12 protein-coding genes are annotated in these 15,031 nt (G+C 46.5%); all 12 read right to left on the bottom strand.

The genetic code is table 11. The features are described from left to right. Window positions 1-1,131: DegT/DnrJ/EryC1/StrS family aminotransferase (locus tag VIP81_RS05585; protein ID WP_331957486.1), on the bottom strand; the 1,131-nt coding region annotated here is incomplete at its 3' end. Between the two features lie 17 nt (window positions 1,132-1,148). Further along, window positions 1,149-1,730, bottom strand: coding sequence for an acetyltransferase (locus tag VIP81_RS05580; protein ID WP_331957485.1), 582 nt, complete (start codon window positions 1,728-1,730; stop codon window positions 1,149-1,151). Window positions 1,731-1,751: 21 nt separating this feature from the next. Further along, window positions 1,752-2,363, bottom strand: a complete 612-nt coding sequence (locus VIP81_RS05575) for a sugar transferase (RefSeq protein ID WP_331957484.1) — start codon at window positions 2,361-2,363, stop codon at window positions 1,752-1,754. Continuing rightward, entirely contained in the window at window positions 2,338-3,615 is a 1,278-nt protein-coding gene (locus VIP81_RS05570) for a glycosyltransferase family 4 protein (protein ID WP_331957483.1), read from the bottom strand. The genes VIP81_RS05575 and VIP81_RS05570 overlap by 26 nt, the downstream gene beginning before the upstream one ends. Window positions 3,616-3,621: 6 nt before the next feature. Then, window positions 3,622-5,514: an alginate lyase family protein gene (locus VIP81_RS05565; protein ID WP_331957482.1), complete on the bottom strand. Its 1,893-nt coding sequence runs from the start codon at window positions 5,512-5,514 to the stop codon at window positions 3,622-3,624. Then, window positions 5,511-6,629: a non-hydrolyzing UDP-N-acetylglucosamine 2-epimerase gene (gene wecB, locus VIP81_RS05560; protein WP_331957481.1), complete on the bottom strand. Its 1,119-nt coding sequence runs from the start codon at window positions 6,627-6,629 to the stop codon at window positions 5,511-5,513. Before wecB ends, VIP81_RS05565 begins: the two co-directional genes overlap by 4 nt. A gap of 57 nt (window positions 6,630-6,686) precedes the next feature. Beyond that, on the bottom strand, window positions 6,687-8,864 hold the full coding sequence (locus VIP81_RS05555) for a bi-domain-containing oxidoreductase (RefSeq protein WP_331957480.1): 2,178 nt from the start codon (window positions 8,862-8,864) through the stop codon (window positions 6,687-6,689). Window positions 8,865-8,875: 11 nt separating this feature from the next. Then, window positions 8,876-10,243: a hypothetical protein gene (locus VIP81_RS05550; protein ID WP_331957479.1), complete on the bottom strand. Its 1,368-nt coding sequence runs from the start codon at window positions 10,241-10,243 to the stop codon at window positions 8,876-8,878. A 13-nt stretch (window positions 10,244-10,256) separates the two neighbouring features. After that, window positions 10,257-11,225, bottom strand: coding sequence for a hypothetical protein (locus VIP81_RS05545; RefSeq protein WP_331957478.1), 969 nt, complete (start codon window positions 11,223-11,225; stop codon window positions 10,257-10,259). A 10-nt stretch (window positions 11,226-11,235) separates the two neighbouring features. Next, window positions 11,236-13,368: a hypothetical protein gene (locus VIP81_RS05540; RefSeq protein ID WP_331957477.1), complete on the bottom strand. Its 2,133-nt coding sequence runs from the start codon at window positions 13,366-13,368 to the stop codon at window positions 11,236-11,238. 10 nt (window positions 13,369-13,378) lie between these two features. After that, entirely contained in the window at window positions 13,379-14,752 is a 1,374-nt protein-coding gene (locus tag VIP81_RS05535) for a hypothetical protein (RefSeq protein WP_331957476.1), read from the bottom strand. A 4-nt stretch (window positions 14,753-14,756) separates the two neighbouring features. Then, window positions 14,757-15,031, bottom strand: a 275-nt coding sequence (locus tag VIP81_RS05530; RefSeq protein ID WP_331957475.1) for a glycosyltransferase, incomplete at its 5' end; no start/stop codon positions are given.

Below are 15,031 nucleotides of genomic sequence, written 5' to 3'. Positions count from 1 at the left end.
CGTAAATAAAGTTTTTATAAGGTTGGTAATTTTTGTAAGATCAGTTGTAGTTAGATTAGATCCGCTGGGCAAACACAGTCCGTTGTCGAATAGTGATTCGGAAACGCCATTTACATAAGCGGGCGCCTGTTTAAAAACAGGTTGCATATGCATCGGCTTCCACAATGGCCTGGATTCAATGTTCTCTTTTTCCAGTGCCAGTCGTACCGTTTCGCGGGTAATACCATTGCTCACAGCGGGGTCAATCAAAATAGCAGAGAGCCAGCGGTTGCTGAAAAAACCGGTTGGTTCTGCCAGAAAAGAGATACCCGGTAAATCTGATAACTGCTCCACATAATGTTGATAATTGGCTCTGCGTTGCGCCACTCTTTCGTCGAGCACGGTCATTTGTCCGCGGCCAATGGCAGCGCATACGTTGCTCATCCGGTAATTGTAACCGATGTGACTATGCTGGTAATGCGGAGCTGCATCGCGGGCTTGTGTAGCCAGGAAGCGCGATTTGCTGATGAGTGCTTCCTCATTACCTATCAGGGCGCCGCCGCCACTAGTGGTAATAATTTTGTTGCCGTTAAAGCTGAGGATACCGAGTTTACCGATGCTGCCACATGACTGCTCCTGGTACTTTGATCCCAGTGCTTCCGCAGCATCTTCAATCACGGGAATATCATAGCGATTGGCTATTTCCATGATCTCGTTCATCTGAGCGGGCATGCCGTATAAATGAACCGGGATAATGGCTTTAGGCTTTTTGCCTTTTACTATCCTGTCTTTGATGGCCTGTTCCAGCAATACCGGATCCATGTTCCAGGTACTGGTTTCACTGTCTACAAACACCGGTGTGGCGCCTAGATAAGCGATCGGATTGGCTGAAGCGGAAAAGGTCATACTTTGACAGATCACTTCATCGCCGGGGCCTACGCCTGCCAGTATCAGGGCGAGGTGAAGGGCCGCCGTTCCGGACGACAATGCAGCCACGTGTGCAGCGTGTGTGTATGCCGACAGGTCTTTTTCAAAACCATCGACATGTGGTCCTAAGGGAGCGATCCAGTTGGTATCAAATGCTTCCTTTACAAATTCAAATTCCTTTGCTCCCATGTGGGGCGAGGATAACCATATTTTTTGATTGTTCATACTGACAATTTTCTTGTTTATCTTTTACGTGCGGGGTTTCCCACCGCCAGACTCTGATCAGGAATATCTTTTGTTACAACGGCTCCTGCGCCGATCACGGCCCATTTGCCAATGACAACACCAGGAATCACCACGGCGCCGGCGCCGATATGCGTTCCTTCTCCCACCCTCACATTGCCACATAATGTTGCGTTGGGAGAGATATGCACGAAATCTTCCAGTACACACTCATGATCAACAGAAGCATTGGTGTTGATGATGCAATGCCTGCCGATCAGCACATCCGCGTTGACTGTAGCACCTGCCATCACTACCGTTCCTTCCGCAATCATGGCGGTTGGAGATACATTGGCTCTTTGATGCAGGGCGATACCGAAGCGACCGGGCAGTTGTTCTGCTATTTTTTTCCGGATCAGATTTTTACCAATGGAGATAATGATCTCCGGAGATACCAATGCCGGTGCATACTTCATCACCGGGTACTGCCAGATCTGTTTTATATCCGGGTTATCATCAAACAGCCCCTCCACGGGAGTTCCCATGGATTGTAATATTTCGATGATCACTTTTGCGTGTCCGCTGGCGCCGTATAAATACATCGTGCTAACTATTTAATTATTTTACCCATTGCCCATGAAACGTTCCATTGTGGCCGCGCCAGCGGCACTAATCCCTTCGGATTTAATCACCTTCTGCGCCGTCATCCAGACTATTTTCAGATCCAGGGCAAGACTGATATTATTTACATACCACACATCATATGCAAACTTCTGGTCCCAGCTGATCGCATTGCGGCCATTTACCTGCGCCCAGCCAGTGATGCCGGGGCGTACTTCATGACGACGATGCTGCATGGTATTGTACAACGGGAGATAGTCTACCAGCAAAGGTCTCGGGCCTATCAGGCTCATATCTCCCTTTAACACATTGATCAACTGTGGAATTTCATCGAGCGATGTTTTCCTGACAAATTTTCCTACAGGGGTGAGCCTGATTTCATCCGACAGCAACCGGCCGTCGGGGCCTTTCCGGTCGTTCATGGTTTTGAACTTGATGACACGGAAAATGCGTCCATTTTTACCGGGACGCGGTTGCAAAAAGAAAGGCTTTCCACTGTTGGCAATGGTCAGTAATATCATCAACACCACCATCACCGGTGATAGTATTACCAGTGCCAGCAGTGCTGCGGTGATATCCACGAATGGTTTAAATAGATTCCTGTACCAATGCATCGGTTGACTTTATTTCTTTTGATATTTTTTGCCGGATATGATTCAGATAGCGGAGTGCCAGTACCTGCCGGTCGAAGTTTTGTTTTGCATACTGGAAGCCGCTCTCTCCTTCGCGTTGCAGGCGTTGTGGGTCTTGTAAATAACTCCGGATAATCGTGTTATAGGCGGCGATATTTTCCGGCTCCACGTAGCAACCCGCGCCGGCCGTTTCCACCAGTTCTCTTGATACGCCATCGATGGCCATCAGGATAGGCTTCTTACAGGCCATATAGTCGAAAGTTTTATTGGAGTATACCGTTTTAAAGGTGTCTACTCTTTTTAACACCGAAGCGCCCATTTCAGACGCGAGGATGTATTTGAACACTTCGGCTTTCGGTACGGCATCCAGAAAACGTACATTCTTTACGCCTTTATCAGCAGCGAGTTGTTGCAATCTGGGTTTCTCCATTCCCTGTCCTATCAGCAGGAATAACACGGAAGTATCTTCCAGTGCTTTACCGGCATCCAGGATCTGTTCCAGGTGGTTGGCCACACCATGTGCACCAACGTAGGTGATCACGAATTTTCCTTCCAACTGATGTTGCTGACGGAAAGCGGTACTGTCAAAGGATTGCAGCAGGTGGTCCGACAAGGAAAAATCTGCCGCGTTGGGAATGAAGAGCAGTTTCTGTTCCGGTACTTTTTTCTTATCCCGCAGGGTATTAAAAAATGCGGGCGTTAAGACGTTGATCAGGTCTGCTTTCCGGTAAATAAAATCCTCTACCCAATAGGCCAGTTTTATGACGAGTTTATTCTTCAATACGCCCGTATCAATGGCCGATTCCGGCCAGAGATCACGCACTTCAAAGATCAATGGCATGCGTTTCAACCTGGACAACACATAGCCCGAGAAGCCTACAAATAAAGGCGGAGAGGTAACCACCACCACATCGAACTTCCCTTTGGCCTTGAAGAGACCTGCCCAGAGAGAAGAAAACATAAAGGAGAAATATCCCCACAGCCGGCCAAGGAAATTAGCATTATAGGATTCCGATACATGGCAGCGCCAAACTGTTACCAGTCCCTGTTGTTTCTTTACAAAGTATTTTCCTTTGTACTCGTCCCTTTTTGCGGAACCGTTGTAATGCATCATCCCCCCCAGCACCGTTACTTCCGCGCCTTGTTCTGTCCAGGACTTCGTGATTTCATTCCACCGCGAGCCTCCCGGATCATCTTCTTCCAAAAAGTATTGGTGTACTAATAAAATTTTCATGGATAATTATATTATGATCTCAGTAATGATGGTATCTGCGTTTGTCGTAAATATGATACTGCTGTTTTTTTCTTTTACACCATAGAGAGATGAATACATGCCCGGTTTACACAGTGGCTGTAAAATGGCGCCACTGCTGTCTTCCGCCTTTGTGATTAATTTCTCCGGTGCGCTGGTATGCCATAGTTGCCGCATCACAAGATGGGTGGGCTTATGCTGGATATGATCTTTGATGATCCATACCGTAGCATTCTTCTTCTTCCGCACCTGGCGGATATGGATAATATCCGCGCCCACATGCTGGAAGCAACTGACGGCGCCTTCCCAGATATATTCATCAGTAGTTTCGTATATCCTTGCACGTGAACATTGTGTCCAGTTGTACCAGATAAAACGGGGGCCTTTCAGCATCTGGTCGTAGTTATCCAGCATGACGGTATTATGCGAAGCGGTGCCCATGAAGTAACGCAGCGTTTCTTCATCGGTGTTATATTTATAGCTGCCTGCATCCATCAGCAGGTTTTCATTTTTATGCCAGATATCCAGATGCAGGTTGTCTGCCTGCGAAGGCCTGTCGCGGTGATTTCCGCAACGCAGGAAAGTGAGTGTTTCCATCTCCCTACAGATAAAATAACCACCTTCGGGAAATGAGTACAGGGTTTTACCTATTTCCAGTACGGTGGAATCGCCCTCTGCCGGAAACAGTCCGTACCAATAAAGGTCCTCATCGATCTCCGGAAATTCCGCATCCATTTGCAGCAGCGTGGCCAGCGCCTGGAGTTGCGGGCGATAGTCGCGGTAGTGCTGATCATTCAGGCGGAAGAACAAGGCACCGTCGTTGGCGCCATAATTGGGCAACCAGCCGTTTCCATCGTTCATGCATACACGTAAAAAGCGCAGCGATTTTGTTGCTCTCTCTTTTACATGTGGTGCAAAAGATTCCCCGTTGAGTGCCGACAGGCGCAACGCCCAGGTAAACAACTGGATCACCACGCGGTGATAGTTCATCGAAAACTGCAGGAAGGTACCGTCGTCATACACCTGGTAAGCGATTTCCTCTTCAAACCATTTCCGGCCCTGCTCTTTCCAGGCAGCGGCGCCGGGTAGGGAAGGGTACAACAATCCACCGAGATATAATGCCAGCGTTTCGGTGATAGCATGGTTGTTACGCACCGCGATGCGTGAAAAATTAATATTGTGAAATACGTGATGCAGTTGCCAGTAAATGGCATACTGGATCTGGTCAAAAATTTCTTCCGTAAGCGCCGGTGAATTCCGGTAGAAGTATAGGGCAAAGGTCCAGTTCAATACCCGCAGACTGATTTCCTGGCTGCATTTATAATGCGGACCGCTGTTTACTTTATTGCCGCTGATCCACGACAGGATGTCGCCAAACACCAATGCCGCGTTGTCTTTTTCAAAATGATGATCATAGCGGATAATATCATACAGGTAAGCAAAGCGGGCTTTCTCCCATACGTATTTGATATCGCCCGCTTCGGCGGAATAGTCATTTACTTCCGTCCAGTGCTGTTCACCATTATACATAAATCCCGAATCGGGATTCTTCATCCAGGGAAAGTCTTTGCCAAGCGATAAAGTAGCGCCATTGAAAAAAGTAAGCTTTCCGTTTTTGATCTGTTTAAACCGCTCTGCCAGCGCCGGCGAAGGGTTCCGCGGAGCAGACACCTCTTCCCGGCTCTGAAAAAAGAAAGCAACAGATTGTTCCTTCCACTCGTCTAATGACAGGTAACGCTGAAACGCAGGCGCCTGTGGGAAACGCTTTTTAAGGCGCCCGGTCCTGCGGTTCAACTCATGAACAGAACGGAATGCCACATAACGCCAGCCCATATTCCGCACTACCTTCAGTCCATTTATTACTGTATTCAAACTACTCATACCACTTCTGTCTGTTGCTGTTTTACGGCAAATATTTGTGTTAAATGCGCTGTGATTCTTTCTGCTGTTTTGCCATCCCATAATGCGGGGATACTACCTTTCTTCCACTGACCTGCGAATAATTTCTGCATAGCCGGCGCCAATGCTTTAGGATCCACTCCCAGCAGTTCATTGGTACCTGTGATGCAGGTTTCCGGTCTTTCTGTAGAATCCCGCAGCGTCATACAAGGCACGCCCATTACCGTGGTTTCCTCTGTAATACCACCGGAGTCTGTAATCACGGCCTTCGCGTTTTCTACCAGGTAATTGAATTCCAGGTAGCCCAATGGTTCTACCAGGTGTAAGCGCGGATGTGCCACGGCAATTTTTTCCAGGTTCTTAGCGGTACGGGGATGCACCGGGAAGATGACAGGTAATTGCTGGCTATGAAGCATAATTTCATTGATCAGCAAGGCGAGGTTTTCTTCTTCGTCTACATTCGCCGGGCGGTGCAGGGTCATTACGATGTACTGCTGTGGCAGCAGACCGGCCTGTTCCCAGATAGCAGGTGGTGTAAAGCGGCTGCGTTGTTTCAGTAAGGTATCGATCATGGTATTACCTACAAACAGGATCTGGTCTGGTGTTTTTCCTTCTTTCTGCAAATTGGTATTCGCAATAACGGAGGTAGTGAAGAAGTAATCTGTAATGGAATCCGTTACCAGGCGGTTAATTTCTTCCGGCATGGTGATATCGCCGGAGCGGATACCCGCTTCCACATGCGCCACTTTAATTTTCATTTTCTTGGCTACTATGGCGCAGGCAAGGGTTGAAGTTACATCGCCTACTACCAGCAACAGATCACAGGGATGCGCTGTCAGTTCCTTCTCAAAGCGGATCATGATATTGGCGGTTTGTTCTGCCTGTGAGCCGCCACCAGACTCCAGATTCGCGTCCGGCTCCGGGATACCCAACTGTTCAAAAAATGATTGGCTCATGTTTTTGTCGTAGTGCTGACCGGTATGTACCAGGCGGTAACTGATGTCATAGCCTTCTTTTCGCTTTTCCTGAACGGCAGCAATAATAGGAGCTATTTTCATGAAATTGGGGCGCGCGCCCGCAATGATGGTTAACTTCATATCGATATGGTTTTTCTATATGGTTTCTACAATATGGTGCTTAAAATATGGCTTTTATTATACCGCTGCCACCTGCGGTATTTCTGTTTTCCCTGCACGGGATTTCTCCGTTGCTACCAATGGTTCTACCGGTATCCAGCCTCCTTGTTTCAGGCTTTCAATGGCAGCAAAACTGGCCAGCGTGGTATTGATAATCTCTTCAAAAGGAATCAGTGCAGCACCGCCGTTTTTGATACGTTCTGTCAACAGCTGGAACTGGGCTTTATGCCCTTTGTCGATACTTGTTTTTAACCTGGTAAAACCTTTGAAGCCGTATCCTTCGGTAATACGATAGTTATCGATAACTGCTGTACGTTCCTGTGAGTATACTTCTATTCTTTCTTTTGCATATGCTTTGGAACCATTGGAGAAATAGTTAATTACGCCGGTAGAGCCATTTTCATATTGCAACAGGATAGAAGCATTATCTGTGTTTTCTGCTGGATTTTGTCCCATGGCATTCATACAAACGGCCTTCACTTTGCTGCCTGTCAGATAAGTGATCAGGTCAATAAAGTGGCAGGCTTCGCCGATGATGCGGCCACCACCTACTTTCATGTCATGCACCCAAACGTTCGCCGGTATAGCGCCCGCATTCATAGTAGCGATGATATTCATGGGTGCGTTGCCCACGAGTTGTTTTACTTTCTGCACATGCGGAGAAAAACGGCGGTTAAAGCCGACGGTGAGGGTTACTGATCCGTTGTAGGCAGCAATGATCCTGCCCAGTTCTTCCTGGTTAAGGGCCAGCGGCTTCTCTACAAACACGTGTTTACCTGCCTGCAAGGCTTTAGTGACCATAGCAGCGTGGGCATTATGCCGGGTGGTAATCAGCACCGCGTCTGTATCCGCATCTTTCAGCAATTCCTGGTAATCCGTTGTACTGTATGCGATCTTATGTTTTTTAGCCAGTGCGGTGCCTGTAACACCACCGGCGCTAGCAATAAATTTAATATTGGCGCCTACTTTCTCCAGGGCGGGCAGCATGGTCATTTTGGTAAAATTCCCTGCCCCTACGATCCCGAATACGCCTTTTGAACCATTGAAGGAAGCGCCGGGTATTACCTTTACAACCCGCTCTGCGGCGGCTTGTTCGGGGTATACGAGGATAGAGGCGATGGAGTTGCTATGACCAATATCTCCGTATATTTTCTGGTATTCAGCGAGTGGTATGCGCTCTGTAATGAGCGACCCAACATCCAGCTTTCCGGATCCGATGGCCTGCAGTACTGTTTCAAAGTTCCGTTTCTCTGTCCATCTCACAAATGGCAACGGATAGTCCTGTCCACGTTGTTCGTAGTTTTCGTCATAACGGCCAGGGCCATACGAACAGGATACCTGGAAGGTGAGTTCTTTTTCATAAAACTCTGCCCGGCTGATATTCAGTCCGATTACGCCTACCAGCACCACCCTGCCGCGTTTTCTGCTCATCTGGGCAGCCTGGGAAATGATATCATCCGTTTTGGCGGAGGCGGTGATAATCACACCGTCGGCGCCGATGCCGCCGGTAAGATCCATCACTGACTTCACCACATCGCTGCCTTCTCTCGGATTGATACCGATGATACCCTTCTCCCGGGCGAGGGCTATTTTCTTTGCATCGAGATCGATTCCAATTACGCGGCATCCGTTTGCCACCAGTAAGCCGGCTGTCATGAGACCGATCAGCCCCAAACCTATTACCACAATGGTTTCTCCCAGAGTAGGGTTACATAACCTGATTCCTTGCAGACCGATAGACCCGATCACCGTGAAAGCAGCTTCTTCATCCGACACGTTGTCGGGAATAGCCGCCACCAGGTTCTGGGGAATGCTTACAAACTCCGCATGCTGTCCGTTGGATGCTACGCGGTCGCCCACTTTAAATTCATGTACATCTTCCCCTACCGCAATCACTTTTCCTACGTTACAATATCCCAGCGGAAGTGGTTGTCCCAATTTATTAAATACGGCTTCCAGTGTTGGCATTAAGCCTTCCGTTTTCACCTTATCCAGTACCTGTTTTACTTTATCGGGTTGCTGCCGGGCTTTTTGGATCAGATTCGCTTTCCCGAATTCCACCAGCATACGTTCCGTTCCAAGTGATACAAGGCTACGGGTAGTTTGAATAAGTACACCGCCCCTGCTCACGCCCGGAGCCGGTACATCTTCTAATATTGTTTCTCCTGTTTTGAAAGACTGAATCAGTTGTTTCATTTCTTTAATAATTAATTTGTTACTTCAGTAGCATTCACCAATAGGTTTACCTTTCCTGAAATGGTTTTTATAGGACGGTCAATTAATCGGAATTCGAACTGTATATCTACATTACTGTTATCAAATAATTTCTCCGGGTGTTGTAAGTCCTGGATGGTATCAGATAATACATACAGGATGGTGGCCTGTCCAGGCGCTTGTTGTGCAATCTGGAGATGTGAGCAAACATCTAACAAGCGGTGATGGCGGCCAAAAATAAGTCCTGTTAAAGGAATCTTTTTCTGCTTTGCATCCAGTATAAAATCTCCTGCCCGTTTACCTGCAATAGAAAATGACTGCAATATCCCATCATCTGTTTTTACTTCTCCTATTTCATCGCAGGTATCATACCTGATTAAAGGAGAGGCGAGGTTATAAAAGCTGGTTCCCACCAGGTTTTGCACACCTTTGTTTGAACCATTATCTAACGCTTCCGTATATCCGTAAGTCTGGAAAGGCGTGTACACGTACTTCGCGCTTTCATATGCCAGTATACTTCTTTCTGTACGGCCGTACCAGGAGATGCTGGGTATATTAAATACTTTCTCAATGGTATCCCTGAACAAAGGTGTGGGATACTCCGCGCTTAAAAGGGCGCCTTTCAGGTTCTTTTTAAGCAGCCCTATTAATTCGTGATCATGATCCCTGCAATACAAACTGAATTCGTACAGCGCACTGGTATAGCCGTGTAAAAACTCAATGCGTTGTTTTCTCAGGATTTTCTTCAGTTCCGTTGCACATAGTGCCGGATCTGCATAAATATTTACTGCATAGCGATGACGTAAGGCATCGTATTCCACACAATTTTTCCGGCACTCACTTTTACCGGCAAAGGTCAGCTTCAGGCTGCCGGGCTTATACCCCAGGCATTGCCAGATGCGATGCATATGGGCCCACTCATTCGCAATCACCTTTGCCGAAACATAGAACGACAGCGGTTTACCAGAGGACCGGTCTGTGTTGACCAGGTACTTATCCTTTACATAGGCGGTTCTGTCCTCTACGCTATACAGTTTTAATATTTCCTTGCTTACAACCGGTACCTGTTTAATGTCATCAAAGGATTGCCGGTCCCGTGGCGAAAATCTTTTTTCGTCATAGAAAGTTTTATAGAATGGTACCCGCTCATACGCATAGTTCAAGATGCTGCGAAAGCGTTGAAATATAAATGCTCTTTTTCCTTCCATATCCAGTGATTCGTAGGTGGCGATATCCGACCTTCTTTTCTGGTACACGCTACCTATGCCAGGCCTGCTTCCAAAAGGAATTAAAGAAAGGGCCTTCCCTATAAAAGGGCTATTTATATTTACATTCTCTTTAACAAAAACGATCAAACTCATACTTCCTTTATTTCTAATTGATGACCTCTTTATACAGGTCCAGTAGTTCAGCAGCTCCATTTTTTAGCTGGATCCTGTTGTCATCATTCGTTCCTTTTTTCAAATTACGGATCGCCTGTGTGATGGCGGCATCGTTCAGCGGCACCAGTTGAACACCTGCCGGACGATCTACCACATCTGTTGTCAGTACCTGTTTCTGTAAAAACAAGGCTTCTTTTACAGATAAAGAATCACCGTCGGTAGTGGTGATCCGTAAAAACACGTCCGACACTTTTAATATTTCAAAAAAGCTGTGCTGCTTATCGATTAATAAAATATTCGGAGAGAGACTACAACCAGTACGCTCAAAATATTTTTTATAATTCCCGGAAGGATCAGAAATAATCAGGCATGCTTCCGGCAAATCGTTAAAGATTTTTACCAGCAATGACAGCTGGTATACTTCCTTCCCTTCTTTATCGATCGTTACACCATAGGCGTTGGTAGCACAAATAATACTGGCGGTCTTTTGCCTTTGCACTATTTCGGCTTTCAACTCCGCTGGCAATGGCTCCTCATTTCCCGGTGGAATGAATGCCGGGATAAATTTGGTGTGTTTATTTAGCCGGCTGCCGATATCCATACTTTTCTGATTCATGACAATAGGCAGGTATGCCAGCCGGAAGGACCATTTATCTGCCAGGTTCTTCACCATATTGTACCGTCCGATGTTTCCGTGGAACGTAAATACAATTTTCTTGCCCAATACTGCACCTGCGGTCACCAAAGCACATCTTACCAGTGAATTGGACAGATGACAATGAATAAACCGGTGTTTCCAGATGGCTTTCACAGTGGCGCCCGGAGTAGTTCTTTTCAGGTCGGTAAAAGTGTATGCGTAATCGTTATTATCCAGGAACTGCGTAAGTCGCTTGACGTGAATTGTCACGCCACCGATGGGTGGAGGCATAGTGGCCAGTATCAATAGTTCCGGTTTCCTCATAGTTATCTGCTTAATTTTCTAATGCTTTAATGATCTTTTTCCGAGCATCATCTGCCTGCGACGTTTTATCTTCATTTGCCAGTACACTGCGGCAGAGTTCCATCGCTGCGGATGCACCTGTTTTCTTTGCATAGGCCGACAGAAGCATGTAATCTTCTACGCCCACTTTAAAGGCTTCCCATCTTCTGCTGGACAATACCTGATTGCCATCATCATAAATGACAGCGAAATCGGCCGACTTACCATCAAAGTCATCCCATACGGAAGTAGCATTGGCTTCATGGCCTACATCTCCGTACTGCCAGAAACCAATGCCGGTAATCCCCGCTGCATAAGCCTTCCAGGCCATTAAGCGATAATATCCGTACGGAGATAATGACTTTGTTGGTTTCTTGATATCGTATAACCAGGTTTTACCACGGGAAGATCTGCTTTCCTGATTCTCCCTGATGATTTTATTGTTATAAAATACCTGTGAAATATCGATGTTCTGGCCAATAGTATTTAAAGTGCCGGCGTTGGAAATAGTGGCAAAAATGGGGGTGCCTTTCCGTACCGATTTTATCCAATCAGAAAATTGTTTAAACGCATTTACCTGTGTGGGTTTCACTTCATCAAACGGGTACAGGTATACCCTATTTGCGGATACACCGCCACTGACAATCACTTTCAGGATATCGTCGTACCATTTCAGGAAGGATTGTTTCCAGGCGTCAGATAGGAAATCAGATTTTCCATTAACAGAAAAATCAAGATAAAGCAGTACCTGGTCGAACCCTTTCATGTTTTGCAGATAAGCTTTCAGTTTTTCATTTTTATCTACCGGCAGGTTAGGCAACAATATTCCCGGCGGGATCACGAAAGTATTTACATAGTGATTCAGGAGATCCTGACGGGTGCTTGCCTGACGGCCAGCCAGCAGCGGATAGTTGAAATAGGCCCAAACATTTACATCCGGTTTGAGATTCGTAAATGCAGCCAGCGAAGGGCTGCCTGCATTTACGCTCAGCTGTTTGCTGACATTAATTCCCTGACCTTGTAAATTCAGCGATACTTTATAATTGCCTGCGTTGCCGGCCTGGGTTTTCATGAGTATCACTTTCGTTTCGTTCGCCGCCAGGTCAAAGGCAGCACCGCTTTTCAGCTCTGCCAGCGCATCCGGCACTACTTTGAAATCGCGGCTCTTCACTGGTTTAGCCCAATAAGTATGCACACTGAGATCAGGAGAACCAGCCGTAAAGGAAAGCGTAACGGACGTACTTTTGCCGGTACCGTTGGAGATCACCCAGCCTGTGTAGTCGGATAATCCTTTAAAAGTTTCGATCGGGGTAGTTGTTGACACTGGCTGCAGAGCAGTAGCAAAAGGAGATGCCAGCTGTGTCATGGTTACGCCCGTATTGTTGGGCGCAGCAACCGCCATAGCCGACAACGGTGCGCTTTTCGCAACGGCGGCACTTTTCTCTTCTTTTGAAAAACGTTGTCCAATGGAAGCATCCCGGCATTGTTTTACAAAACCAGGAAGATCGCTGGTGTTTACTGCTTTATAGTTTGCTGACCGACTGGCGACGTTGCTATCGCCCGCTAAGATTTGTATTTCATCCGTAAAGAGATAGCTGCCGTTCGGAATCGCCAGCACCCGCACATATTTTCCCGTGGCATGAATACCGTCTAAGGACAAGGGTATGATCTTATAGTATTCATCCTTTGCGGATTGGTTATCCATCATATCACCGATATACTGCCAGTGTTGCTGGTCGTTACTCATAAACACCAATACGCTCAACGGCATATTTACTTCCGCTTTTTGCCCGGTTACTGTATGCAACTTTACGGCCGCAACAGACACCGGCGTATCAAAAGAGAAATCGATCGTTACCTGGTTCACATTCTGCCAGCCTAAGGTTCCGGGATCTTTCCAGAAAAAAAGGATGTTGGAATATTGTCCGTCGACCAGCATTTCCTTGCGGCTCTTGTCTTTTGTTAATGTATAGTTGGGAGCCGGAGAAACGCTCAGGGTGGCGTTTTTCGCCACATTCTGAGAAAATGTATTTGCGCAGGAGGATAGCAGGGAACCTGCAATGACTACAAATATCCTTGCATATTTCCTCACTGAAACTCTTTCTATGTGCGTACGTTTATCCATATCTTCAACTTTACTTTATTAAGCCGTATGCAAATATTAATGTAAAGTAAAACAGCAGTCCCTGTAAGACTATCTGCCTTCTTTTGGCTTTGGCCAATGATAAAATCCCGCCTGAAAAAATGACAAAGAAAATCGGGTACACCGACATAATCCTTCGTGTATCCGCATTGGAGCTGGCCCCCAGGACCAATACAATGGAGATCAGGAACAAGATATTCAGTTCTTTAAACTGGAATAGCGGATTCCGTGGTTTAAACACAGTGGTATAAATGATCACCACCCACACTATAAACCAGAAGAGCGCCGCTAAGGCCCAGGGTATAAAGAACGGGTTCTCTTGCAGAACAGCGTAAAAAGGAAAAGGAAGTGTCTGGGAAAATAATCCAACTGCAAAATGTCTCACGCCAAAGGGTAAACGAAGCAGCTGGCTGCCAAAAGAGCCCAAACCGGCGCTGTCGGCAGAAAAATCCCGATAGTTATCACTGGTACTCTGAATTGTATCTAGGCCATCCTTCAATAAAGCTATCTGTGTCAGCGCCGGAAGCGCCAGGAGTATCAGGATGGGAATTTTAAATTTATTGGCGGTTTTATTGTTCTTGTCTGTTACCAGTAAATAGATATACGCCATTAGAAAAGACACGGAGAAGTAACCGTGCTCTGGTCTGAAAAAGAAAATGACCACTGTTAGCAGCAGGCAGTAAATCAATCCGGTAAAGCCTTTCCTGAAAACGATCAGCAGGAAATAAAGGCCAAAAAACAAACCGATGTGTACATCTCTCAGATAAATGGCGGAGTAAAAGAAATTGTAGGAAAGGAATCCGTAGATGACCGTCATTTTAACGCTGTACTCATCTGTGATATAATTCGCCAGTAAGTTGTAGAGGATGACCAATACGGCACTGGAGCAGGCTACAATCTGTAATTTCTGTAACAGCAATGAGTTAGTGTCTATTCCTTTTGCGATGAATGCGATGATGGTAGAGACATAAGCAAAACCTTTCCAATCGTTCGCAAAGAAGTCGGTGCTGTAGTAAGTCCCAATTTCACCGATGCTCCGCGCGCCGGCTACTTTATCAATATACGTATAGAAGGTAACGGAATCTTTTGCGTAGAAAATATCTTTAAACGGGTCATGTACAAAAATCTCGTTGGTGATCATCATATAAGTACCATAGACCAGGAAAAAAGAAAGAAAGATACTAATGGAAGATTGCTGTTTTGTAGTGTCTTTAGCAAGGAGATTGATACAACCCACTCCCAGCGTCAGCAACAGCACATTAAACAGGAAAGTGGCCAGGCTGGTGGACACAATTCCTGCCACACATGCGAAAATGAAATTCAGCAGGAGTAATAAATTAATATGGGCGCTTCGGTTCCTCATCATCAGGTCAAAAATTTACTATTTTCTCTGCCATGCGTTTATTTGAAAAATCGGCAGTGGCTCTTTTGAGTGCGTTTGTCTGCATCTGCTCACGCAGCGGTTTATCTTGCAACAGGCGTACTACTTTATCAACAATGGCCTCTCTGGATAACGGATCTACCAGGTACCCGGTTACATCGTCTACCACGGCTTCATTGGTTCCTCCCCTGTTTCCCGCGATGGCAGCTTTCCCGCAGGCAGCTGCTTCGAGGTACACCAGTCCGAATGATTCATAAAACTGGC

The organism is Chitinophaga sp. (assembly GCF_036566945.1).
GTDB lineage: Bacteria > Bacteroidota > Bacteroidia > Chitinophagales > Chitinophagaceae > Chitinophaga.
The sequence above is the reverse complement of the archived record's forward strand: the minus strand, read 5'-3'. Positions and strand labels throughout refer to the sequence as shown.